Source organism: Peteryoungia aggregata LMG 23059 (assembly GCF_030814435.1).
In the GTDB taxonomy this organism is placed as follows: domain Bacteria; phylum Pseudomonadota; class Alphaproteobacteria; order Rhizobiales; family Rhizobiaceae; genus Allorhizobium; species Allorhizobium aggregatum.
In genome coordinates, this window is sequence record NZ_JAUSUW010000002.1 from 66,742 (window position 1) to 90,632 (window position 23,891).

Annotated in this window: 22 protein-coding genes and 1 pseudogene; 7 read left to right on the forward strand and 16 right to left on the reverse strand. The window is 60.3% G+C overall.

Annotation, left to right across the window (positions count from 1 at the left end):
- Window positions 1-32: 32 nt before the first annotated feature.
- The gene (locus J2045_RS03270) at window positions 33-626 is read right to left on the reverse strand and encodes an ANTAR domain-containing response regulator (protein WP_307369363.1); all 594 of its coding nucleotides are present in this window, start codon (window positions 624-626) and stop codon (window positions 33-35) included.
- A gap of 918 nt (window positions 627-1,544) precedes the next feature.
- Between J2045_RS03270 and J2045_RS03275 the strand changes: the two genes are divergently transcribed.
- Complete coding sequence (locus tag J2045_RS03275; RefSeq protein ID WP_307369366.1) at window positions 1,545-2,453, forward strand: tyrosine-type recombinase/integrase; 909 nt, start codon at window positions 1,545-1,547, stop codon at window positions 2,451-2,453.
- Between the two features lie 4 nt (window positions 2,454-2,457).
- Window positions 2,458-3,651: pseudogene (locus tag J2045_RS03280) on the forward strand (IS91 family transposase).
- Between the two features lie 401 nt (window positions 3,652-4,052).
- Here J2045_RS03280 and J2045_RS03285 read toward each other — a convergent pair.
- Window positions 4,053-4,448 (reverse strand): YybH family protein, encoded by a 396-nt coding sequence (locus tag J2045_RS03285; protein ID WP_307369368.1) that lies wholly within the window; start codon window positions 4,446-4,448, stop codon window positions 4,053-4,055.
- 28 nt (window positions 4,449-4,476) lie between these two features.
- Window positions 4,477-5,103: a TetR/AcrR family transcriptional regulator gene (locus J2045_RS03290; protein WP_307369370.1), complete on the reverse strand. Its 627-nt coding sequence runs from the start codon at window positions 5,101-5,103 to the stop codon at window positions 4,477-4,479.
- Window positions 5,104-5,245: 142 nt separating this feature from the next.
- Between J2045_RS03290 and J2045_RS03295 the strand changes: the two genes are divergently transcribed.
- The 5 genes from J2045_RS03295 to J2045_RS03320 all read left to right on the forward strand — a co-directional run bounded on the left by J2045_RS03295 (window position 5,246) and on the right by J2045_RS03320 (window position 10,035).
- A complete protein-coding gene (locus J2045_RS03295; protein WP_307369373.1) occupies window positions 5,246-6,319 on the forward strand; it encodes an ABC transporter substrate-binding protein in 1,074 nt (357 codons plus the stop codon).
- A gap of 231 nt (window positions 6,320-6,550) precedes the next feature.
- On the forward strand, window positions 6,551-7,414 hold the full coding sequence (locus J2045_RS03300) for an ABC transporter permease (protein WP_307369375.1): 864 nt from the start codon (window positions 6,551-6,553) through the stop codon (window positions 7,412-7,414).
- 2 nt (window positions 7,415-7,416) lie between these two features.
- Window positions 7,417-8,205, forward strand: coding sequence for an ABC transporter permease (locus J2045_RS03305; RefSeq protein ID WP_307369377.1), 789 nt, complete (start codon window positions 7,417-7,419; stop codon window positions 8,203-8,205).
- Entirely contained in the window at window positions 8,202-9,287 is a 1,086-nt protein-coding gene (locus J2045_RS23130; protein WP_370872970.1) for an ABC transporter ATP-binding protein, read from the forward strand. The genes J2045_RS03305 and J2045_RS23130 overlap by 4 nt, the downstream gene beginning before the upstream one ends.
- Before the next feature lie 10 nt (window positions 9,288-9,297).
- On the forward strand, window positions 9,298-10,035 hold the full coding sequence (locus J2045_RS03320; protein WP_307369379.1) for an MBL fold metallo-hydrolase: 738 nt from the start codon (window positions 9,298-9,300) through the stop codon (window positions 10,033-10,035).
- A 417-nt stretch (window positions 10,036-10,452) separates the two neighbouring features.
- Here the strand turns inward: J2045_RS03320 and J2045_RS03325 are convergent, their stop codons facing one another.
- The 13 genes from J2045_RS03325 to J2045_RS03385 form a co-directional block, all read right to left on the reverse strand.
- Window positions 10,453-11,604, reverse strand: a complete 1,152-nt coding sequence (locus J2045_RS03325; protein WP_307369381.1) for an AGE family epimerase/isomerase — start codon at window positions 11,602-11,604, stop codon at window positions 10,453-10,455.
- Window positions 11,605-11,644: 40 nt separating this feature from the next.
- On the reverse strand, window positions 11,645-12,958 hold the full coding sequence (locus J2045_RS03330; protein WP_307369383.1) for a glycoside hydrolase family 130 protein: 1,314 nt from the start codon (window positions 12,956-12,958) through the stop codon (window positions 11,645-11,647).
- 38 nt (window positions 12,959-12,996) lie between these two features.
- The gene (locus J2045_RS03335) at window positions 12,997-15,276 is read right to left on the reverse strand and encodes a glycosyltransferase family 4 protein (RefSeq protein ID WP_307369385.1); all 2,280 of its coding nucleotides are present in this window, start codon (window positions 15,274-15,276) and stop codon (window positions 12,997-12,999) included.
- Between the two features lie 97 nt (window positions 15,277-15,373).
- Window positions 15,374-15,577, reverse strand: coding sequence for a hypothetical protein (locus tag J2045_RS03340; protein ID WP_102019249.1), 204 nt, complete (start codon window positions 15,575-15,577; stop codon window positions 15,374-15,376).
- 16 nt (window positions 15,578-15,593) lie between these two features.
- Window positions 15,594-15,872, reverse strand: a complete 279-nt coding sequence (locus J2045_RS03345) for a hypothetical protein (protein ID WP_307369388.1) — start codon at window positions 15,870-15,872, stop codon at window positions 15,594-15,596.
- 246 nt (window positions 15,873-16,118) lie between these two features.
- Window positions 16,119-16,421 (reverse strand): hypothetical protein, encoded by a 303-nt coding sequence (locus J2045_RS03350; protein ID WP_307369390.1) that lies wholly within the window; start codon window positions 16,419-16,421, stop codon window positions 16,119-16,121.
- A 118-nt stretch (window positions 16,422-16,539) separates the two neighbouring features.
- A complete protein-coding gene (locus J2045_RS03355) occupies window positions 16,540-16,827 on the reverse strand; it encodes a DUF1488 family protein (protein ID WP_307369392.1) in 288 nt (95 codons plus the stop codon).
- Window positions 16,824-17,072 carry a hypothetical protein gene (locus tag J2045_RS03360; protein ID WP_307369394.1) on the reverse strand — a complete coding sequence of 83 codons (249 nt, stop codon included), beginning with the start codon at window positions 17,070-17,072 and terminating at the stop codon, window positions 16,824-16,826. Before J2045_RS03360 ends, J2045_RS03355 begins: the two co-directional genes overlap by 4 nt.
- Window positions 17,073-17,481: 409 nt before the next feature.
- Window positions 17,482-18,285 carry an inositol monophosphatase family protein gene (locus tag J2045_RS03365; RefSeq protein ID WP_307369396.1) on the reverse strand — a complete coding sequence of 268 codons (804 nt, stop codon included), beginning with the start codon at window positions 18,283-18,285 and terminating at the stop codon, window positions 17,482-17,484.
- A gap of 32 nt (window positions 18,286-18,317) precedes the next feature.
- The gene (locus tag J2045_RS03370) at window positions 18,318-19,376 is read right to left on the reverse strand and encodes an ABC transporter ATP-binding protein (protein ID WP_307369398.1); all 1,059 of its coding nucleotides are present in this window, start codon (window positions 19,374-19,376) and stop codon (window positions 18,318-18,320) included.
- Window positions 19,373-21,604 carry an ABC transporter permease gene (locus J2045_RS03375; RefSeq protein WP_307369401.1) on the reverse strand — a complete coding sequence of 744 codons (2,232 nt, stop codon included), beginning with the start codon at window positions 21,602-21,604 and terminating at the stop codon, window positions 19,373-19,375. The genes J2045_RS03370 and J2045_RS03375 overlap by 4 nt, the downstream gene beginning before the upstream one ends.
- 77 nt (window positions 21,605-21,681) lie before the next feature.
- On the reverse strand, window positions 21,682-22,707 hold the full coding sequence (locus J2045_RS03380) for an ABC transporter substrate-binding protein (protein ID WP_307369404.1): 1,026 nt from the start codon (window positions 22,705-22,707) through the stop codon (window positions 21,682-21,684).
- A 108-nt stretch (window positions 22,708-22,815) separates the two neighbouring features.
- Complete coding sequence (locus J2045_RS03385) at window positions 22,816-23,838, reverse strand: ABC transporter substrate-binding protein (RefSeq protein WP_370872973.1); 1,023 nt, start codon at window positions 23,836-23,838, stop codon at window positions 22,816-22,818.
- Window positions 23,839-23,891 lie beyond the last annotated feature (53 nt).

The window sequence follows — 23,891 nt, forward strand, 5'->3', positions numbered from 1 at the left end:
CGCTCACCAGCATTCTCCGATCCATGCCGCGCTCACAGCAGCAGTCCTGCAGCCGTCACGACGCTCTGGGCGATGTCGGCCAGCTTCTTCTTCTCATTCATGGCGGTCTGTCGAAGCAGAGCGAAAGCCTGCTCCTCGCTCAAGCCCCGCATTTTCATCAGGATGCCCTTGGCGCGTTCGATGACCTTGCGCTCCTCAAGCGCATTGCGCGCCTCAAACAGTTCGCGCTGGAGGCGGCTGAAGGCATTGAAGCGGCTGACCGCCATGTCAAGGATAGGCTTGATCCGCTCTTTCTTCAGCCCATCAACCACATAGGCCGACACGCCGGCATCGACGGCAGCCTCGATTGCGGCGGTGTCCGAGCGATCAACGAACATCGCAATCGGCCGCGAGATCATGCGGGTAAGCTGGAACATATGCTCCATCATGTCACGATTGGGGTTCTCGATGTCGATGATGATGACATCAGGATCCATCGTCTCGATCAGCCGCGCGACACCCTGCATCTCATGGATCACCCTTACATTCAGATGCCCGGCTTCGTTCAGACCCTCTTCGATGATCGAGGCCCGAATTGCATTTTCGTCGATGACGAGGATCGTTAGATCAGTTGAATTTTTTGACATGCTCACGCCAAGGCCGCCACAGACAACCACGAGAGCCGCGTGATGCGCAGACATCTCCCTGGATCCACTGCTTCGTCCAAAACGCGCCGTGGCTTCCTCGCAACTGCATGAGTGCTAGTGTGTACGGACAATGCGGTCTCCCACTTACATCTCCCATCATTAAGCAATTTTCACGCCAGATTTTTCGCTCAATATCAGTGGATGGGATGACAAAGCTGAACTGTTCGGAAGGCGGAGGAGTATTCCAGATGGTGAAGCAATTCCCGATGCCACCGAGAGGATAAGGCGAGAGACATCATATTCACTTTGCACTCGTCTTTCCGAGGCCCGGCGAATTCTGCATCAAGTAACGTGCGCTATGGGGCAACGGTGTGTTCTCGCTCCATGGTCGGAACGAGCGCGCAAAGCGACCACGCGAAAACGATCGCTTGACCTTCTGCTTGAGCGCTGCTGAGCGGAAATAATTGCCGCTCTCCCGCCATGTTGACGTCAGCCCAAAGCCAGGGCACAAAGATGACCTCCACGGTCGCTCGCGACAGGAAAACATAGAAGAATCAAAGGCTATTTTATTAAGCCCTTGAAATCATGTGAGAATCCAGGTTCTCCAGGCGGGCCATTTTAGGTCGGTTTTCCGCGTAGATTTGGCGGCTGTTTCTCACAGAAAAATGCGACGTCTTCTCAACAACTTGAGCACTTTCGACATCTTTTTTTCAGGTCATCCGTCGTGCTTAAACGTGTCGCGCTAGCTTGGTAGGGGGCCCAAGAGAGACGACCTCTTTGGGGCCGGCAGAACGAACCCGTTGCGCGGGAGGGCGTTCTCGGTTGAGGTAGCGGGCGCAGGCTGGAGACAGCGCCTGGATTGAACGTCGTCCGGCAAGGGCAGAGCATGACGAGCTTCTTCAACAAAGGAGCCTGATCATGCCATACCCCTCTCTCGACACACCTATCAGCCCACTGCGCCAGCGGTTGATCGACGATATGAACATGCGGCGTTTCTCACGCGAAACGCAGCGAAACTATCTTCGCGATATTGGACGCCTGGCGTCCTTTCTCGGGCGGTCCCCAGACACGGCGACCGCCGACGATCTGCGACGGTTCCAGATCGAGCAGCAGAACGATGGCGTGCCCGTTCCGACAATGAACAGTATCGTGTCGGCGTTACGCTTCCTCTTCACCCAGACGCTTGACCGTCCGGACCTGGCGCGCAGACTTGTCCGGCTAGCGCATCCTCGGAACCTGCCTGTGGTACTGAGCCGCGACGAGGTTGCCCGGTTGCTCAATGCCACCACCTGTCTCAAACATCAGGCCGCATTGTCAGTCGCCTATGGCGCCGGCCTGCGTGTCGCTGAGGTCTCCATGCTGAAGGTCACCGACGTCGACAGTGAGCGGATGCTCCTGCGGGTCGAGCGTGGCAAGGGCGGGCGCTATCGCAATGCCATGCTTTCTGAGGATCTGCTCACCTTGCTGCGCGAGTGGTGGAAGGTAGGGCGGCAGCAGGGTGTGATGCATCGCGACGGCTGGTTATTCCCAGGCCAACACGCGATGAAGCCGATCAGCACACGGCAGCTCTATCGGGTTGTCGTGGAAGCGGCCCGGGCCGCCGACATTGCCAAGCGGGTCGGGCCGCATACGTTGCGCCATAGCTTCGCCACCCACCTGCTGGAGGACGGCACAGACATCAGGATCATCCATGTCCTTCTCGGACACGCAAAGCTCAACAACACCGCCCTCTACACCAAGGTGGCGACCAAGACTGTCCGCATGGTGACGAGTCCGCTCGACAAGCTCGGCCTGTTCAAGCCGGAAGAAGCCTCCCCCGACGGTTGAGCCAGTGCGTGCCTCGATCGAGGTCGCCGACATCTTCCGTGCGGCCGGGGCGGCGTACCGACGCGCGCATGCAGGACATTTGAGCTTGCCGCAACTGAAGGTGATGTCGGCGGTTGAGAACTGCCGCACTGCTGCCCTTGGCGGTCACGTCGAGGCCTGTGAGGATTGTGGCCAGTGGCGGATCGCCCACAACTCCTGCCGCAATCGGCACTGCCCAAAATGCCAGGGTGCCGCCGCGCGGACATGGCTTGCCGAACGCGAGGCCGATCTGCTTCCGGTCGGATACTTCCACGTCGTGTTCACGCTGCCGGCCGAGGTTGCCGATCTTGCCTGCCAGAACAAAGCGCTCGTTTATGACCTGCTGTTCAAGGCGGCGTCGGAGACGATGCTGACCATCGCGGCCGATCGCAAGCATCTCGGCGCGCGTATCGGCATCACCGCCGTGCTCCACACATGGGGATCCGCGATGACCCATCACCCGCATGTCCACATGATCGTTCCGGGCGGCGGCATCACGCCAGACGGAAGCAGATGGATATCATCGCGCCCGGCTTTCCTGCTTCCCGTACGGGTACTCGGCAAACTGTTCCGACGGTTGTTCCTTGCCCGGCTGGTCGCTCTGCACGATGCCGGGCAGCTTGGCTTCTTCAGTGCTCTTGCCCATCTCGCCGAGCGGCATGCCTTCTTGCGACATCTATCGCCAGTTCGGAAAAAGCGCTGGGTGGTCTATGCCAAGGCGCCCTTCGCAGGACCGGAAGCAGTGCTTGCCTACCTGTCACGCTACACCCATCGGGTCGCAATCTCGAACCGCTGACTGATCGCCTTTGACGAAACTGGCGTCACCTTCCGCTACAAGGACTACCGTCGCGACGGCTGCGATCGGCAGCAGGTCATGACGCTCGCCGTCGATGAGTTCATCCGCCGCTTCCTGCTCCATGTCTTGCCGCGCGGCTTCCACCGGATCCGGCACTACGGCCTTCTCGCAGACTCTGCCCGAAAGACCAGCCTTGTGCTTGCGCGCGAACTCCTGCACGTCGCCGCACCGGTCGATGACACCGCTCCTGGCGAACCAGATGACTTCCGCCCGCCATGCTCCTGCTGCGGAGGACGCATGATTGTCGTCGAGGTCTTTGCACGCTGGAAGCAGCCGCGAGGACCACCAGAGGCGACAGCAACGACCCGGGAGGCAGCTTTATGACCCGGCACGGAATGGCCAAAACTCCAGCCGCAGGCTTCACGCCTCCGGCAACCGACCCGCATGCGCCCGAGGAGATCACCGGCGTCGATATGCTTCCAACGAGCCGGGCGCCGAGCTGTCAAAGCCGCACGGGTGCGAAACAAAGCGGCCTTTCCGTAGCCATCGATCCACTTTCTGGCTGCGGGCTCCCCACCCCGCGAATCAGCCGTAAATCGAAATCTCCATAGCATCAGCCTGTGGTCCGCGGGTTCCTTCCTCGGGGACTTTCGTACGTCTGCCGGCGCCCGAAACTCTTCACGCCAAGAGACCGTCCGTTACTGTCGGACGGGCGGCGGAAGCGGATGCACCAATTTCAAACGCAGTCGGCCAACGCACCGGCCTCGGCAAGCTCAAGTCTGCCGTCAGCGGGGTAGCTGGGAGAGATGTTCGTGCACTGCCAGCCAACGGCCATCCGGCTGCTGGGCAAACACGATCGTTTCCCGCTCGTGGTTGGTCAGGTCCTCTCCAGAGATGGTGAGATCTGTTTCGACAGTGTGCATGAAAATAGCGACCTTACCTACGACCTGCAGATTGCGGTTCGTCGAGCGGCACGCGTTAATATGGAAGCCGTCACGGCTCTCCCAGAGAGCCCACTCCGCCTGGTAAGCTGCGCGATCCATCAAAGTGTGATCGAGATTGTAGAAAATGAACGTCGCTGCTGGAGCAAAGGCATCGAAATAAGCATTTGCATCATGACGGCCAAACGCTGCCACCAGGGCATCGGCTGCGGAAAGTACGGCGCTCGTCTGATCTGTCATTTCTGTCATTTTCTAGGTTTCGAGACCGTCAGACGTGCTTCACTCTGCTGATCAATTCGGCGACCGGGCGGTTCTGCGCTGCGACTCGGGCCTTGAGTTCAGCAAGTGACATGCTTTCGTTCTTGCAGAACTCAACGAACATCATGTTGAGGTTGTTGAAGAAGACCTCTCCGAGCGCGCGAGCATCGACACCCGCGATGACGACGCCACGGCGCTGGAGCGTCTCAATGAGCTGAACAACCTGGGCACAGAGACGCGCGTCGAGTTCGGTATAGCGCTTCGAGAGCGGCGTCTCTGGCTGCTGGATCGCAGAGGCCATGGCAGTTCGCCACATCTCCTTGCTAAGATAGACGAGCGAGTGATCGTAATATTGGTTGATCAGAGTACCGAGCGCCTCGATCACGTTGAGCGGCGGGTTGGCAACGATGCGTTCGCCGGCCTCGAGCACCTCGGTTACTTCCATCGAAACGGTCGTGACCAGGATGTCTCCCTTGTTCTGATAGTAGTTGTATAGCGTGCCGACCGAGACCTCCGCCATCTCGGCAATGTCTTCGATGCGCGCGCTGTCATAGCCCTGCTCCCGAAACAGGGTCGTGGCCGATTCCAGGATGCGGCGATTCCTGTCGGCCTTCTGTCGGGCGCGCAATCCGGTCATGACTAGCTCCGTCTGAATCTCCTCAAAATTGAGATTGACTTAAAAAATGAATTCATTCAATCTTTTTCTCAAGGCGCCGAGACGAGCGCCAAATCGATCAACGCGAGGGTCCGCCCTGGGCCTTCGACAAGAGGGTGAACTCATGGAAAAGACCATATCCGGCGGGCTCTCCCGCCGCCTGCTTCTTGCGACCGTTGCCATCTCCGCCTTGACCGGCGTAGCTCATGCCCAGGAGGAGCTGAACGCCCTCGTCTGGTGCGACCACACCGATCCGGCACTGATCGAGCCCTTCGAAAAGGCAAACAACGTCAAGGTCAATCTGAAGGAATACGAAGGAACAGGAGCAGGCCTTTCGATCGTCGAGCAGTCGCGTCCGGGTGACTGGGATGTGTTCGTGATCGACGGCGTCGACGTCCCGCGCGCTATCGAGCTGGATCTCCTCGCCGAGATCCCGGCCGACAAACTGCCAATGGCCGACACCTTCCCGGAAGTCCGCATGGAGGCCAACAACACCAAGGATGGCAAGATCTACGCCGTTACCGAGAAGTTCGGTTACAACACGATTTCCTTCGACAAGTCCAAGGTCGACCCAAAGGACATGGAAGACCTATCGATCATCTGGTCCGAGAAGTACAAGGGCCGCATCGCCGTCTATGACTACTACCTACCGCTGATCGGCTTGACGGGCCTCGCGATTGGCAAAAACACGGCCGACCTGACGGAAGCCGATCTCCCGGCAATCAAGGAAAAACTCTTCGAAATGAAGAAGGTCTCGCGCCAGGTGAGCGATGTTGTTGCCTCGCAAACGGCGCTTGTGAGCGGCGAAGTCGACATCATCCTCGGCGGTGGCGAATGGGTAACTGCGGGTCTTACGGCCGAGAAGCCGAACCTCGACTGGACCGTGCCGAAGCAGGGCGCCCTGCGCTGGGCCCAGTCGATCGGCGTGTTCAAGGATTCGACCAAGCAGGACCTCGCCATCAAGTTCGTGCAGTATATCCTAAGCCCCGAAGGCCAGGCTCGTCTGGCGACGTCATCCTGCTACTGGGGCATGCCGGCAAATTCCAAGGCCGGTGATCAGCTCACCGACCAGCAGAAGACAGCACTGCGCTGGGACAAGCAGCCAGAATATCTGAAGAACACCCAGATCTACCCTGTCGCAGATGCCGATTTCGATGCGGCCATGCAGGATGTCTGGACTGAAATGCTGCAGCAGTAGGCGTTTCCTATTGGGGCGCGGCAGCGATGTACGTCCGCGTCCAAAGCCTTTCCCTCAAGCCGTTGGTTCATCGCGAGCATCGCCGCACATCTGAAGCGCGTGCTATGATGCAGACCTGCGTGCGCTGGATGGAACCGGCGTCCCTGAAGATTTGTGGTCGCCTCGAAGATCGGCCACCATGCGAACCTTACAGTCGAGCCGCCTGCCCTGCACGAACGGAGTAACCCGTCCATGACCGCCACCGCGCTTGAGCGCAGAGAACGCCGCAAGGCCTGGGGATTTGCCCTGCCCGCTGTCCTTTGGACTGCGGCCTTCTTTCTCGTGCCCTTTCTCTATATGGCGGCGATCAGCTTCTGGAAGCGCGAGGGCCGTGAGATTGTCGCCACCTGGACGCTCGACAACTATGCAGCCTTCTTCGGCAAGCCGCATCTTCTGAAAGCGCTCGTCAATTCGCTTGAAGTGACGCTGACCGTCACGATCGTCTCGATCCTGCTCGCCTATCCGCTGGCCTGGATCATCGCCGAGCGCGTGCCACGCCGCTGGCAGCGCTTTGCCCTGATCATGGCGATTCTGCCGTTCTGGACCTCCTATGTCGTGCGCTCCTATTCGTGGCTACTGGTCCTGTCCAAGGGCGGCGTCGTCAACCAGTCCCTGATGTGGATGGGTCTGATAGCAGAGCCGCTTGAGCTATCTGCAAACCGGACCGGCACGGTGATCGGCTTCGTGCATTTCTTCGTCATGTTGCTGACGCTGACGATCTACGCCAACCTCGTCCAGCTTTCACCAAACTACCGCCGCGCGGCGGCCGATCTTGGCGCAAACGCTTTCCAGACCTTCTGGCATGTGATCCTACCACTCACTCTTCCCGGCATCATGGTCGGTGCCTTCCTCACATTTGTACTGTGCATCGGCGACTACATCACCCCGCAGATTCTCGGCGGCAACAATGAGCTCGTTCTGCCGCAGGTCATCATGCTGCAACTGGGCCGCCGCGCCGATTTCCCGATGGCAGCGGCCCTATCGCTGGTACTGATGGTAGTCGTGACGATCGCCTACATCGCCTGCGCCCGCTGGCTAAAGATGGAGAGGACCTGACCATGCGGCACCTCAACACGGCGCTAGCGATCCTTTACGCCGGTGGTCTCTATGTTTTCATTTTCCTGCCGGTCGCGGTCCTCGTGATTTTCTCCTTCCAGGACGGCACCCTGCCGGTACCGCCGCTGCATGGCCTGACCTGGAAATGGTATGGCGAGATCTTCGCTGATGAAAAGCTGATGTCGGCGCTGTTCAACTCGCTGATCGTCGCGATCATCTCATCTGCGATCTCCTGCCTGCTCGGCTTCCTCGCGGCCTATGCGTTTGCTCGCTACACTCTTCCCGCATCCGGCCTGCAACGTGCCCTGATCGTCGCGCCGATGACGGTCAGCACGCTGATCATCGGGCTTGGCCTTCTGTCGCTCCTGTCACGGCTCAATATAACGCTGTCGCTCTGGACCGTTGGCATCGGTCACGTGGTGATCAATCTGCCGCTCTGCTTCGCGATCATCTATGCGTCCATGGGCGGCCATCAGGTGAACATCGAGCGCGCGGCCCGCGATCTCGGCGCCAAGGACTGGCAGGTCATGACTCTTGTCACCGCGCCGATGCTGACGCCCTCGATCCTCGCCGCCTTCTTTCTCTCTGTCACCTTCAGTTGGGACGAGTTCATCATCGCCTTCCTATTGTCACGCTTCGACGTGACCCTGCCCGTCGAGATCTGGAGCATGCTCCGCTCGGGCCTCGACCCCAAGACAAATGCGATCGGCAGTGTCGTCTTCCTCATCTCGGTCGCGTTCCTCGTCGTTCTCGAACTCGCCGTCTTCAGAAAATCCGGAAAAACCCAATGACCGCAGACGTCTCGATCCGAAACGCCACGAAAGTCTTCGGCGCCTTCCGCGCGCTCGACGATGTCTCGCTCGACATTGTGGCCGGGGAATTCATCGTGCTGCTTGGTCCGTCCGGCTGCGGCAAGACGACCTTGCTTTCGATTCTCGGCGGCTTCATCGAGCCAAGCGCTGGAACCATCGCGATTGGGGGCAAGGATATGACGCATGTGGAGCCGGCACGACGACCGACCACGACCATGTTCCAGGACTATGCCCTCTTCCCGCACATGAAGCTCATCGACAATGTTGGCTTTGGCCTGCGAATGCGCGGCATGGGCAAAGCCCAACGCAACGACAAGGCGCTCGCCATGCTCGATCTGGTCGGGCTCAGAGCCTCCGCAACAAGAAAGCCGCACGAGCTTTCCGGCGGCCAGCGTCAGCGAGTGGCGGTTGCCCGTGCGCTTGCCGTCGATCCCGATGTTCTGCTGCTCGACGAGCCGCTCGGCGCTCTGGACCTGAAGCTTCGCCGCCAGATGCAGGACGAGCTGAAGGCCATCCAAAAGCGTGTCGGCACTACCTTCATCCATGTCACGCATGACCAGGAAGAAGCCATGGCTATCGCTGACCGGATCGTAGTGATGAACCACGGCCGGATCGAGGATGTCGGCAAACCTTCGGACATCTACATGCGGCCGCGCTCACTGTTTGCCGCAGGTTTCATGGGCGAAGCCAACTTCCTGCCCGGTCGGGTGATCTCGATTGCGGAGGGCGAAGCGCAGGTGGAAACGGCCCTTGGCAGCGCCCCTATTCCGATCACCGCGTTCACCGCCGGCAGGCCCCAGACGAACAGCAAGGTCACCCTCTGCATCCGCCCCGAGCATTTCAGGTCTGCGACCGAAGACGGTGCAGCCGTTGCACTTGCCCGCGCGAGGATCACCGACAGTGCCTTCTTTGGTGCGCATCACCGGTGTCACCTTAAGCCAGAGAGCGGCGCAGATATCGTCATCACCGCGAATCTGCCGCAAACGGCGCACCCGAAGCCGGGTGACATGCTGGATCTGTCCGTGAAGGCGGACACTATCGTTGCGCTGATCGAAGCCTAGGAGACAGACGATGAAGCCGCGCATGCATCCCGAGAACTGGTACAGCGTCCGCCGTCTCGACGATGACGTAACCTACATCTGCGAACCGCATATCCAGGAGTTCTATCGCTGCAATATCTGGCATGTGCGCGGCCGCGATCGCGACATGCTTATCGACAGCGGCATGGGGGTTGTTTCGCTGCGCGAATGGGTGCCGCTTGTCACCGAGCGCGACCTGATCGCGGTGGCAAGCCACACCCATTTCGATCACATCGGCTGCCACCACGAATTCGAGTGCCGTGCGGTCCATTCGGCGGAGGCAGATCTGCTCGCCAATCCGACACGGGAAAACACGCTGGCTGAGCCTTACGTAAGCGACGACATATTCGACGCCCTGCCGCCTGAGCCCTATTGCTCGAAATGCTACTCGGTGAAGCGGGCACCAGCCACACGACTGCTTGAGGGAGGCGATATCATCGACCTCGGTGATCGGCAGTTCGAGGTCATCCACACACCCGGCCATTCACCCGGAGGCATCGCGCTCTACGAGAAGGCCACGGAAATCCTGTTTTCCGGAGACCTTCTTTATGACGGTCCGCTGATCGAGGACGCCTACCATTCCAACGCCAGTGACTATTACGCATCGATGGAGAGCTTGCTGCGGCTGAAGGTACGGCTGGTGCATGGCGGCCATTATCCGAGCTTCAGCGGCGAACGATATCGGGAGCTGATCACCGATTGGCTCAAAGCAAAGCAAAAGACAAAGTGACGTGATCGATGCATACCCGACATGTGCAAACTCTACATCAACAGCGCGTAGGTCGAGCCGATCAGTTATGACCGAATGAAAGGCGCAAAGCTGTCACGCAGAATGCTCGCCTCACCTCCGGCTTCGCGCTCCTGAGCGGAAATAATTGCCGCTCTCCCGCCATGTTGACGTCGGCCCAAAGCCAGGGCACAAAGATGGCATCCACGGTCGCTCGCGGCAGGAAAACAGAGGAAAATCAAAGGCGATTTTGCTAAGCCTTTGAAATCATGTGATAATCCAGGTTCCCCAGCCAAACTCTAGTTTCTATTCTTTCTCAGACACTTAGACGACCGGCGCCAAAGGCAGCCGGATCAGTTTTCCGCACCACCTTCCCGGATCACGACTGCAAACAAGGAGCGTTGTTTCCCGCGATCATGCTCAACAGCTGTGAGTCTCCCGCATGGAGCCGGCTGGTCTGACATCCGCGACAGCCGTCCACAAGTGATACAGCGAGCTGGCCGGAATCGTGTGGGCCGTTGGCACCTCGTTCAGGTCAAGACAGTCATGCCAGCAGCCATGTGGCACGCGCGTCATGTAGGCGGAAAGGATTGCGGAGGCCACGTCGTCGGCCTCTGTGCAATATCCCGGAAGACCAAGTCGCTCATGCAGCGTCATGAATGCCTTGAGCATCTCTACTTGCGGCCACAGCCGCCGTGATGGGCTGATTGCCTTGTGTGCCGAAACGGCGTCGAGCAGGAAGGGCGAGCCCTGCATGCGCCCGACCGCCAGCGCGGTTGAAAACAGATCCAGGCATATCTTGGTGTTATCGCTGTGAGTGAGAAGATCGTGACGGGTTGTCAGCCAGACCCACTCGCACATATGGCCTGGCTCCAGCCGATCGGATCCGTATCGGTCGGCGAGCTCCCATCGGGGACCGAATAATTCGTGAAGCGGCCCATCCGGTCCGACGAGAAAATGTGAGCGCAAGAGTGCGAAGGTCTTGCCTTCCGACCTCATATGCATGGAGGTCCGGTTGTTTTCACACAAGGCCAGCGTGGCTTCGAGATAATGCATGTGCGGGTTCTGGCGGCGAGGCAGGGTGCCGTCGCTGTCTTCGGCCCAGCCACCAAAGGGGTCTGTCAGGGTCCGATCGACCGCGAGGATCGTCTGGTCGATCTGGTGCCGATAGGCATCCTTGGCCGTGGCCGTCAGCAGCCAGGAAAGCGCGAGCAGCACGCAGGCATTGTCGTAGAGATCGCGAACCGGATCGGTGACGAGCTCGGTATGGCGGTTGAAGCTTCTCACATAGCCGCCCCGCTTCCCGCCGACCCAGGCGATGCGGTGCAGGTTTGCGAAGGCCTGCTCTGCCATGGCGAGCGAACCGGAGGGGGCAACGCCGAGATGGGCCGCATGGGCATGAACATAGATCTGGCGCGCCACGGTTCGGGTCCGTACCTCACCTGCTTTCTGGGAGGATCCATCCAGTTCCAGGTATTCGACGAATTGGCCGCAGGTCTCGTCGAAGCCGGATTTGCTCCAGGTGGGCAGGATTTCATCGAGGAAGACGCGTTTCAGTTGCTGGACGCTCATGGCCGATCGCCTGGTGGGGCGGCCCACCTAGCCTCCGCATTCACAACGCTGTCCCGATGGGACGCATCGTTTCCAGAAGCCTGCTGATCTTGATCGTGGTGAAGTTGGAATAGGTATCAGAGACGGCATAAGGCAGGGCGATCAGGTCACCGTGGCGCATGGCACCGCAGGAATAGACGACGTTCGGGACATAGCCTTCCCGCTCCGTCGGTTCCGGCTGCAGAAGCGGTTCGACCGTGCGCGACAGGATGATGCTCGGGTCGTGTTTGTCGAGCAGCGTCACGCCGATCGCGTAGCGCCGCATCGGCCCAACACCATGGGTGAACAAGAGCCAACCTTCGTCGATTTCGACCGGTGAACCGCAATTGCCGATCTGAACGAACTGCCAGGCGAATTCCGGCTTCATCAAGAGCCGTCCCTCGTCCCAGTGATGCAGATCGTCCGAATAGAGCAGGAACAGGTTCTCGCTGTCTTGCCTGGCAATCATTGCATAATGCCCGTCGATGCGCCGAGGGAAGAGCGCCATGCCCTTGTTGCGGGCGGCCGGACCATGGAGCGGCGTCAGGGTAAAGTTCAGGAAATCCCTAGTCTCGAGAAGCTCCGAGCGGATCGAGGACCCGCTATAGGCGGTATAGGTCGCGAAATAGATCGTCTTGCCGTGGTCATCGAAGGCCACAAAACGGGCATCCTCGATGCCGTTGGATTGTGCCTCGGTAACCGGGAAGATGACCCGCTCGCTGAGTTCGCTTTCGCTCTTGAAGGCAAGCCCGATGCAGCCGGCGGGCGCCAGGCCGTCGCTTGCATGGATATCGGGCAGGACAGCCAGCCGCGTCGGTGCGTCTATCGTCACCGCCCCCTTCCTATCGATGACGCCGGAGCGGAAAGTCAGGGACGAGATATGTCCCTCGCCGACAGCCCTCAGACTGATGATCACCCGCGTGCTGCCATCCGCAATGCCGGACTGATCCGGATGGGGCACGATGCTCGGGTTGAACAGAGCTGATGACTCAAACGAATACTCGTTCATGAAATAGGCGCCGACCAGTTGCCTTTCCTGCTGGCTGAACTGCTGGTGATGCTGGAAGGCATCTTCCATGGCATCGGCCCGCAGCTCGAACTGGCGCAGCAGATTGCGATGCCGGCCATCAAAATTGGCAAGGATGTCGCGCAACTGGTTTGCCGTGGCCGTCGGGTCCAGGGACAAGACGCGATCGACGATTTCGTTCGCCCGCGTTTTGTCGCGTGGATTGAGATGCCGCGGCTCGGTCGAGGGCTTGAAGGGACGGACGATAACCCGTGTTGGGTCAGGCCTCAGATAGAGGGCCTGCCGATTGAGAAGGCTGGACTGGGGCAATGCTGGACTTTCGGAGTTTTTGCTGCGGGTTGGGCGGCTCATGACAATTGCCTGACGCCGATCCTCGGAAGCACGGGGCGCAGCATCTGGTTGGCGCGGCCGATCTCGATGCAGGAGATCAGGTAGCAGAGGACGGATTCCGCTCCCCGGTTCTCGTTGGGGCGATCGGCATGCAGACCGTCGCGGCAACTGCCCGTCTCGGGATCGACGAGCGAGATGCCATGATCATTGCTGCCGGTGAACCAGTCGAAGGCCTTGTTGGCAGCCTCGATCCAGGTCTTGTCGGAGGTCGCTTCATAGGCGGCCAGACAGGCCGATACGGTGGCCGTCGCCTCGACCGGCTGCTGATCGAACAGTTTCGGGGCCTGCCCGATCTCGAAAAATCCATCCGTGCCGACAGCGCGAAACTGGCCTGCCTCCCCTGTCTGTTGGGTCATCAGCCATTGCAGGGTCGCAACACCGGTCTCGACGAAGGCCGAAACCTTGGTCGCCGCACCCGTGATGATCAAGGCCTGGCTCAGGCGGGCATTTTCATAGGACAGCCCCTCCTCGAACCAGCGTCGCTCGCCTTTCGACACCCGGCGTTCCAGGTCCATCAGGCTTTCCGCGTGCCGGACGCGCAGCATACGGGCATGGGCATCTTGCGGGTTGGCGGTGCAGTAGTCATTGAGGCCGAGCAGGGTGAAGGCCCAGGCGCGCGGGGAGCGGAAGTCGAGCGTGGCGGTCATGGCCCTTGCAAACAGCGCACTCGCCCAGCGGCGGCGGGGAGCATCGGTGTCGAAGAGAGTGCAGGCGCCGAGCGCCCAGAGCGTGCGCCCATGGCTGTCTTCGGACCCTTCGTCTTCGAGCCAACGGCGATCGAAGCTCATGAAGTTGCGGAAACGGCCGGTATCCGGATTGAAGGCGTGTTCGACGAAGGAGGCGAAGGAGGCCGTCATCCGGTCCGCTATGCCGGTCTCGCCGACGGCGGAGAGCAACGAAGACAAAAGCAGGGCCCGGGCATTGTCGTCGACGCAGTAGCCGTGGGAGCGGTCCGGGACCGAGAACACGGCATGCTGGAAGATGCCGGTATCGTCGCACATGGTGTGCAGATGGCCGAGCTTCAGGGCCGTCTGCTGTGGCGGCCGCTTGATCCGCAGGGAGATCAGATCGCTGACCAGCTTCGGTCGATAGGCAGCGCGGGCTTTCGCCATGCTCTCGAGATAGAGTGTGGCAACATGCGACCAAATCATCGATCGGCCAGCGTCATAGGCCTGCTTTCGCATGGCCGTCCTTGCAACATCATCACCGAGCAGCGAGGCGATTGCCTCGCCGGTGGCGGATGAATCGCCGAAGGGCACAAGGATTCCTCGGCCGTCCGCCAGCAGGTCGCATGCGTGCCAATAGGGCGTCGATACGACCGCACTGCCCATGCCGAAGCTATAGGCGAGCGTGCCCGAGGTCATCTGCGCCTCATCCAGATAAGGCGTCACATAGACATCGCACATCGCAATAAAGTCGAGAAGCGTCGGCAGGTCGACGAAGCGATTGAGGAACTGGACGGCGTGATCGACGCCGAGCCGTTCGGTGCGTTGGCGCAGGCCGTCGCGATAGCTGTCGCCCTGCGTGCGCAGAAGGGTCGGGTGGGTCGCGCCGAGCACGACATACACTGCGTCGGGGCTCTGCTTCAGGATCGCCGGCATGGCGTCGATGACCACCTCGATGCCCTTGTTCGGGGAGAGCAGGCCGAATGTCAGGATGACGGGGCGACCCGCATAACCGCGCTCGACCTTGGCAATATCAGGATCATGGAAGGGGCGATCGGGAATGCCATGGGCAATGACGTCGATCTTCTGGGGTGCGACGCCATAGATTTCCGTCAGCAGGGTGCGTCCCTTCTCGGCCATGACGACGACACGGCTGGAGTGAGCGGCGACCTTCTGCAAGACGCGGTGTTGAGAGGGCGTGGGTTCGGCGAGGATGGTGTGGCAGGTGGTGACGACCGGGATCCGCAGATTGTCCAGGAGCGCGAGGATGAATTCGCCATCGGCGCCGCCGAAGATGCCGAACTCATGCTGGAGGGAGATCGCATCGAAGCGACTTTCGTTGAGCACACGTGCGGCCGTCACGTAGTCTTCGATCTCGTCTTCACGGATCTCGAAGATCACTTCCTCCGGATAGGCATAGCTCTGCTTGGGGTCCGTCACGGCGACAATGCTCGTGCGGATTGGCTCGGCCGCATCGGCCATGGCCTGGGACAGATCGCAGGTGAATGTCGCGATCCCGCATTGGCGCGGAAGGGAATTGCCGATGAAGGCGATACGTGTCGGTTTTGTCATCTGCGTTCCCTTCAGAACTTGGTGGCGAGATCTCGCCGAAAATTGCCGGGGCGCAACGCGCGTCCAGATCGTGGATACATGCGCCGCAGCTGAGGGATCAGAGCGATCCGACGGCCTCGAGATCCCGCTCCAGGGCGACGCGTCCCTGATGCAGTTCGGCATTCCAGAGTCGGTATTGCGGGCTGTTCTGGTATGCCGGCATGGGGGCTTCGATCGTGTAGGTGACTGCGGCAGCCGGCGAGAGGCCCTTGGTGGTGACCAGGCGAACCATTTGGCCGACGGTAAAACGATGAGAGGGCATGATCTTTCTCCAGTTATCAGTGGGTTTTATTCGGACTCTCCTGGCCGGACAGGGCCCTGTCCATTTCCAGAGCGGCATCCAGCTCCGACGGATTTATGTCGATCAGGCTCGTCGTTTTACCGGCAACGACTTCGATTGCGGTTGCCACGCGCCTATAGGCGAGCCAGGAAATCCCGGTGATCTGTTCCTCGTCGTCCTGCACCTGGTAGTCGCCAGCGGGATGGGGGCCATCCAGACCTTTGAGGGTGAAGGGGGCATCAAAATGCACGGTCCTTGTCTTTGTTCGCGTAAACATGAGAAACTCCTTGGCTCGGACTGGTGTCACTTCGGGGTGGGTCGGGTGTCGGACCAGTTGGCAATCTGAGCGTTGATCAGGCCTGCTTTGGCGGCACGGCGGGCATGGCCCTGAATGGATGGATGCTGCAATCCGGCCGCTTTCCGGCACCTGACCTGATCTCGAAGACGTTCGGCCGGCAAGTCGCCGAAGCGATCCGCTTCTTTCGAATGTCCGCCAGTATGATCACCTTGCCTGAAGTCCCCATCAGCCGCTTCGCCTCCCGGTCGTGCCGACCTGATCGCGACCACATGGACTTCCGCCTTCATCTTCCCAGCGCAAGAGAGCTGCGGCCTCACTGAACCCGACATTCTCCCAGAGGGCCGGTTGCATGTCGGCCATCACCATTCCGTTGCGCAGGCGATTGATGACAACGACCTCTCTTGCATAGTTGCGGCCTGACTGCGCCCGGAGATCCGCGCTCGAGTAGTTGGAGCGATGGAGCAGCGCACGCAGCAGCATTTGGTCAGCCAGTTTCCGCTCACCCTCCGGTGAGTTTTTCTTCAGCATGGTGGGAGGCCAAATGTCTGCCCGAGACGGTCGTCATGGAAGATCACTGCAGTGGATTGCTTACGATCGGCCATGTTTTATCCTTTTCCGAGTTCACGGAGCACTCTGATTGCCTTCGTCAAGTCGCCGACTGGAGGGACGACCCGAATGCACTGAGATCGAGTTCGATAGTATGCCGTCGCCGAGACTGATAGGCTTGCCTGGCTGTCGTCAGGATGCGGTCCCGCAGGCGATCGAATGCCAGGAGATAGTCGCGTTCCTTCCGACGGTTTGTCGCCCCCTCACGGTCAAAGAGTGCGACAGGCAACAGAAACAGAATCTGGTTCAGACCGTCATGCCCGACGAAACGGATGAGACCTCGTGTCTCGTCATAGGCGCGGGTCGGATTGGGGAAAGAAAGGGTCACAGGCTCGACACCTGAACGCTGCGCTTTCGCCTCGCGATGACGGCCTTGTCTGCCCAGAGGTTGACGGCGGGAACTAAATCGCCGGGTCTACGCAAACCCTTCTGGTAAAGGGTGATCGCATGGCGCGCTGCGCCGCGATCCAGCTCGCACAATGGTTCCTCATAACGAAACCCGGAATGCCGAAGCGCGTTTCTGATGATGCTGATGTCGAAGCTGCCGATAGGCTGATGAAGGTCGGAAGACATGACGTCCTCCTTTATTGGGGCCAGGGTGAGTGCCGCCCAGAAAGTGGCAGTGCCCGTTCAATGGCTGCCACTCCCATGAATATGGGGCCGCTTATCAGAACTTGCAAGACCCCTCGAAAAACATCCATAGGGCGTGACTGGAAACAGCATCCTCACGGGGCGCTTACGGGGCGAGATGGCGTAGATCAGCGCAAGAGCAACAAGTTTGCATTTCTTTGACGCGAATGACGTTCGTCTCGACTGATGTTGTGAGGATAAATGTTCAGCGGGGCCATCTCCGGCCCCGCTCGACACTGCGGCATTGCAAACTCATTTTATCACAGGGCTGGCGCCTCCGACTGCAATTCGACAGCAGGAGGCCCCTATCCGATCCCGTCATTGAACGTCATGACGTGGTTCCGATGCAACCTCAGAGATTGCTCACGTGGAGGTCCAGCAGTTCATCGTAGCAAGACCGGTTCGCGGCAAGGACCGGATGCCCCTCGAGGAACGCCTCCCCACTTCCAGGGAAGGCCAGGTTCATTCCCCCGGCTTCACGCACGAGGCAGAAGCCGGCCATGCAGTCCCAAGCGCGCATATGCGGCTCGTAATATCCGACCAGCCTGCCGGCTGCGACATAGGCCAGCATCAGCGCACCGGACCCGTTGCGGATGAAATTGCCGCCGCGCTGCATCAGGCCTGCGATGATCGCGCCGACACGTTCGGGCGTAACATAGTTGTTGCAACCAATGCCGGTCATCGCGTTCTGCAGGTTGCGGGAGGGATTGAGGCGCAGCGGCTTGTCATTCAGCGTGGCGCCGAAACCGTGGGCTGCGGCATAGAGCTCGTCCGAGCAGGGGACGTGGATAACGCCGACCACCGGCTCGCCGCCACGCACAATCGCCACAGAAACGCACCAGGTCGGCATGCCATTGACGAAAGGCGCGGTGCCGTCGATCGGATCGACAACCCAGGTGAAGCCAGAGGTGCCTTCGTCATGGCCGAACTCCTCGCCTAGGAAGCCGTCATTGGCGTAGATTTCGGCCACACGCTCCTTGAGGAAGGTCTCGACGTTGCGGTCAGCGATGGAGACCACATCCTGAAGGTCTCGTTTCGTTTCGATCACCAGCGTGTCGCGCCGGTTGAAATAGTCGAGCGCCATGGCTCCCGCTTCCGCTGCCAGCGTCTTGGCCAGGGCAAAACGTGCTGCGAGCGCCGTATCATTCACTGTCATTCTCTTCTTCCTTGATCTTTCTGAAATAACTGTCAGCCGCTGATGACGGCAATGCCACGGTTCTTGAACGCCAGTGTGACGTCGCTGGTGGCGGCATGGGCATGGTCCACGTCGTGATCGATGACGAAGAGCGTGCCGACATCGGTCTCGACCTCGTATTCGACATGACCGCCGAGATAGGCAGAGTGAAGGACGCGACCCCTCAGGCCCTCTGCGCCCACAGCACCGATGCGGATGGCGCCGGGTCGGACTGCGAGCTTGGCAGGGCCTCGGCCCGCCTTGGACTGCAGGCGATGCTCGAGATTGCTGACACGCACCAGGACTTCCCGGCCATCGGATTGCATGACCTCGCAGGGCAGTACATTCGCCTCCCCCATGAAATCGGCAATAAAGGGCGAGGCCGGCGCTTCGTAGAGTTCGCGCGGAGCACCCGACTGGGCGATCTCGCCATCCTTCATCACGATGATCCGGTCAGAGACGGCAAGCGCCTCGTCCTGGTCATGAGTGACATAGACGGCTGTGAAGCCAAGGCGTTGCTGGAGATCGCGGATCTCCGTGCGGACGCGGCGGCGCAGACGTGCATCGAGGTTGGAGAGCGGCTCGTCGAGCAACAGGACCTGAGGTTCGAGAACCAAAGCACGAGCGACGGCCACGCGCTGCTGCTGCCCGCCCGACAATTCTGCTGGAAGGCGATGCCCCATGCCGGCAAGGCCAACGAGTTTGAGGCCTTCCTCGGCCTTCTCACGCGCCTCCTTCTTGCCCAATCCTGATGACTGAAGGCCGTAGGCGACGTTTTCCAGCGATGTCATATGCGGAAAGAGCGCATAGGACTGGAAGACCATCGAGACGTCGCGCTCGTTGGCAGGCAGCATGGTCACATCCTTGCCGCCGATCAGGATCTTGCCGGAGGTCGGATGCTCCAGGCCCGCCAGCATGCGCAGCGTCGTCGTCTTGCCGCAACCGGAGGGGCCAAGCAGGGTCACCAAAGTGCCGGGCTCGATGGTGAGTGAAAGATCGTGGATGGCGGTGAAGGCGCCGAAGGTCTTGCGGACATTCTGGAATGTAACGGATCCGGCTTTGACGGTGATCATGCAGTTTTCTCCTGACCGAGAGGAACGGGACTGTTGTTGCCGAGGCCGGCAACACGATTTTCGCGGCGCAGCTTGCGTTCGCCGACGAGCAGCTGGAAGCCGGTGATGACGGTGATCATCACGACGATCAGCATCGAGGAATAGGCGATCGCCACGCCGTATTCGCCATTCTCGACAAGGCCGACGATGTAGGAGGTCGCCATGTTATGTTCGGCGCTGACGAGGAAGATGACCGCGCTGATCGAGGTGATGGCCCGCACGAAGGAGTAGACGAGTGCGGCTGTGATCGCCGGGCGCAAAAGCGGCAGGATGATCTTGCGCACGGTACGAAAGCTATCAGCCCGAAGCGTCAGCGAAGCCTCATCCAGGCTCTTGTCGAGCTGGCTCATCGCCGCAATCCCACCGCGCACGCCGACCGGCATGTTGCGGAAGACGAAGCAGGCAATCAGGATCAGGGCAGAGCCCGTCATTTCCAGCGGTGGCAGGTTGAAGGCCATGATGTAGCTGACGCCGATGACCGTTCCCGGAATGGCAAAGCTCATCATCAGGGCGAACTCGAAGAGGTTCCGGCCGGCGAATTTCTGACGGACGATGATGTAGGCGGTCAGAAGTCCGACGGCTGCGGTCAACGGCGCGGAGATCAGCGAGATCTCCATGGTCGTCCAGAAGGAGTTCCAGGCAACGCCCGTCCAGGCGATCGAGCCGTTCTGGATGCTGACGGAAAAGGCTCGGGCGTAATGTTCGAGGGTCAGCGTATTGTCGAGGCCCCAGGTGGTCACGAAGCCGCCAACGAGGATCATGCCGTAGACGACGACGGTGAAGATCATCCACGGAATGACAATGGCATGCACGCCGATCGAGATGCCACGCGGCAGGGCAATATGGGCGCCACTGTCTCCCTTGCCGGTGACGGTCGCGAAGTTCTTGCCGGACAGCCAGAGGCGCTGGGCGAGAAAGGCCGACAGCGTGAAGAAAAGGAGCACCAGCGCCAGGACGGCGGCGCGCGACGGATCGTTCTGCGAACCGACCACGGCGAAGAAGATTTCGGTCGAGAGTACGCCATTGCTGCCGCCCAGCACCAGCGGATTGCCGAAGTCGGCCATGCTTTCAATGAAGCCGATCAGGAAGGCATTGGCGAGGCCGGGCTTCATCAGAGGCAGGGATACCCGCCAGAAGGTGCGCAAACGGTCGGCGCGCAGCGTCTGCGAGGCCTCCTCCATCGATGGGCTGACGCCCTCGACGACGCCGATCAGGACGAGGAAGGAGATGGGGGTGAAGGACAGGACCTGTGCGATCCAGATGCCGGTCAGGCCATAAAGCCAGCGGCCAGGCTCGATACCGAACAGGCTGGATAGGGTTTCGGTGACCACGCCGGCGCGGCCGAAGAGCAGCACGAGCGCGAGGCCAATGACGAAGGGCGGCGTGATGATCGGCAGCACCGTCAGAAGGCGCAGACCCTTCTTGAACGGAAAGCGGGTGCGGGTCGCGACCAGAGCAAAGGCGAGGCCAAGCAATGTGGAGGCGGACGCCGTCATGATGGCGAGCGTGAAGGTGCGCCAGGCGACGCCACAGCGTCCGTCGCCGATCAGGCAGCTCAGGCTCCAGATGCCCGGATCCTGCAGGTTGCGGATGAAATCGTCCGGCTTGAAGGAGCCGTCGAAATCCTGAACGGCCGCCACGAGCATGCTTCCGATCGGATAGAAAACGAAGACGAAGACGAGGAAGACAAGAAGCGAGATCGACCCGACGACAAAGGCGTCACCCTTCATCACGCCGCGTTCGACCAGACCGAAGGCGAACATGAGGACGAAGACGATGGACATGGTCACGGCGCCCGCCCCCATCGATGGCTGTCCATCGGAGAGCGTTCCGAAAAGAGCTTCGCTGATCCCCCAGGTCCAGCCGGAGAAGCCGACCGCAAGTCCCTGGAGGCAGAGGTAGACTAGGCCTGCTGCACCTGCTGCCGCAAAGAACGCACCACGGCGCATCGGATCGACAATAAAACGTGCCGCGAAACCCAGACCGAAGAAGAGTACGACACCGAGAAGCCAAAGGCGACCGTGAACCAACAACTGCAGAACGCCTGGTGCAGCGCTCTCCGTGAAGGGAAAGTCACCGAGCCAATCAAGGCCGAAGAAGCCGGACTCCAGCCTGTACCAGGGAAGCAGAATGAAGGATGCGGCTCCAAAGGCCAGCAACAGGTCCAGTCTGCGGTTGCCATGTCTCATGGTCGACCTCATCAATAGATTCGCGGGAAGAGAAATGGGCCGGCGGTCCAGAGACCGCCGGCGGATAGGGTCAGGCGTCAGTTTGCGACAGCGCCGATCTCACGATCCCAGCGCTCGAGCAGAGCCTTGCGCTTTTCCGGATCGCCATAGGTCTTGAAGTCATAGTCGATGAGCTTGATGTCCTCGAAGCGCGGGGCTTGCTTGGGGATTTCGGCGCTCTTGTTCGATGGAAGCTGGAAGGACTTGGCGTCCTTCATCCGGGACTGGACATCAGGCTTCAGCGACCAGTCGTACCAGACCTTGGCATTCTCCATGTTGCGGGCGCCCTTGACGATCGACATGGAGCCAATCTCGTAACCGGTGCCTTCGCAAGGTGCGATCGACTTGACGGGGAAGCCCTCGGCCGTCTGGGCCACCGCATCATGCATGAAGACGATACCGAGGCCGGTCTCGCCACGGGCAGCAGCCTTGACCGGCGCGGAGCCGGATTTGGTGTATTGCGAGATGTTGGCGTTCAGCGCCTTCAGGTATTCGAAGGCCTTGTCTTCACCCATGATCTGCACGAGCGAGGCAAGCGCTGTGTAAGCCGTTCCCGACGAATTGGGATTGGCCACCTGGATCTCGCCCTTCAGCTCGGGAGCCAGCAGGTCGGCCCAGCAGACCGGTTCCTTGTAGCCCTTCTGCTTGAAGATCTCGGTGTTGTAACCCCAGCCAAGCGCGCCGGCATAGACGCCGACGGTCTTGAAGCCCGAGCTTTCGGCCTGGTTCTTCGCCCAATCCTGCAACTGATCGAACATCGGCGACTTGTATTCTTCCGTCAGCCCCTCGGACGCGGCTTGCAGATGGGGGTCGCCGGTACCGGCCCACCAGAGGTCGGTCTTCGGGTTACGCGCCTCGGCACGGATCTTGGCATAGGCCTCGCCCGAGGACATGCGCACCATGTTGACCTTGATGTCATGGGCCTTTTCAAAATCGCCCTGCATCTGTTCGCAGATGACGACGTCGGCCGCGCAAATGAGGTTGAGCTCACCGGCTGCCAGAGCCGAGCCGGCAGACAAGCTCGTGCCGGCGAAGAGTAGTGTGGAGAGCAGTGTCAGTCGCATGGGTATCCTCCTGTTGCTTGCGTCTGATGGAAGTCGAGAAAAATGGACAAGCCTTCGGCGGCAGCGCCTTGAAAGGCACCGTGTCTGGGATCGTCCGGTCGTGGAAAATCAGTTGGTCGGATTGATCTCGCTATCGAAGCGGCTCAGCAGCCGACTTCGCTGTTCGGGCGAGCCGAAGGTGGCAAAATCATAGTCCACCATCTTGATCATCGAGATGTCGGGAGCGGCCGGCGGCAGCACGGCCTTGGCATTGGATGGCACCTGGTTCTGGTCTGCGGCAGCGCCGGTTGCCTGTCCTTCGGGGCTCAGCGCAAAATCGACGAAGTGCCGCGCTTCCTCCAGATGGCGGCTGCCCTTGACGATGCTGACCGCTCCGATTTCGTAGCCGGTGCCCTCGCAGGGCGCGACGATGACGAGGGGAGCGCCGGCTTCCTTCTGCGTCACGGCGTCATGCATGAAGGAGATGCCAATCATGATCTCCCCCCTGCCCGACGCCTTGACCGGCTCGGCACCGGCCTTGGTGTATTCGGTGATATTCCGGTCGAGTTCACGCATATAGGCAAACGCATCGTCCTCGCCGAGCAACTGCACCAGCGTGACGAGCGTGGTGAAGGCAGTGCCCGAGGAATGCGGGTTTCCGGACAGGATCTGGCCGCGATAGATCGGCTTGGCGAGATCCTTCCAGCAGTTGGGCGCCGGTAATCCTGCCGCAGAAAGAAGGTCAGCGTTGTAGGCAAACCCGAGCGCACCGGCATAGAGGCCGACGGATGTGCCGCCGGATAGGGAAAAGAAGTTGCGGGCCCAGGGCAAGAGGTCGGCTTCCTGCTGCGGGCGGTAGGGTTCAAGAAGCCCCTCATAGGCCGCCTGCAGGTGTGTAACCCCGGTGCCTCCCCACCAGACGTCAACTGAGGGCTGATCTTTCTCGGACCGAACATGATCGAGTATCTCGCCGGTGCTCATCCGCGTCATGTTGACGTGAAGGCCGGTCTTTGCCTCGTAGGTCTTCTGCATGACGGCGCACCAGACCTCGTCAACGCCACAGAGGATATTCAGTGTCTCGGCAACCCGAGCACTCGTGGCCGTGGCGACGGTTACAAGCACCACAGCGCCGATGGCGGTCAATGAATTCACGTCGTCCTCCCTTGGAACCTCCCCGTTCCAATGCATGAAGCATGTCCGTATCG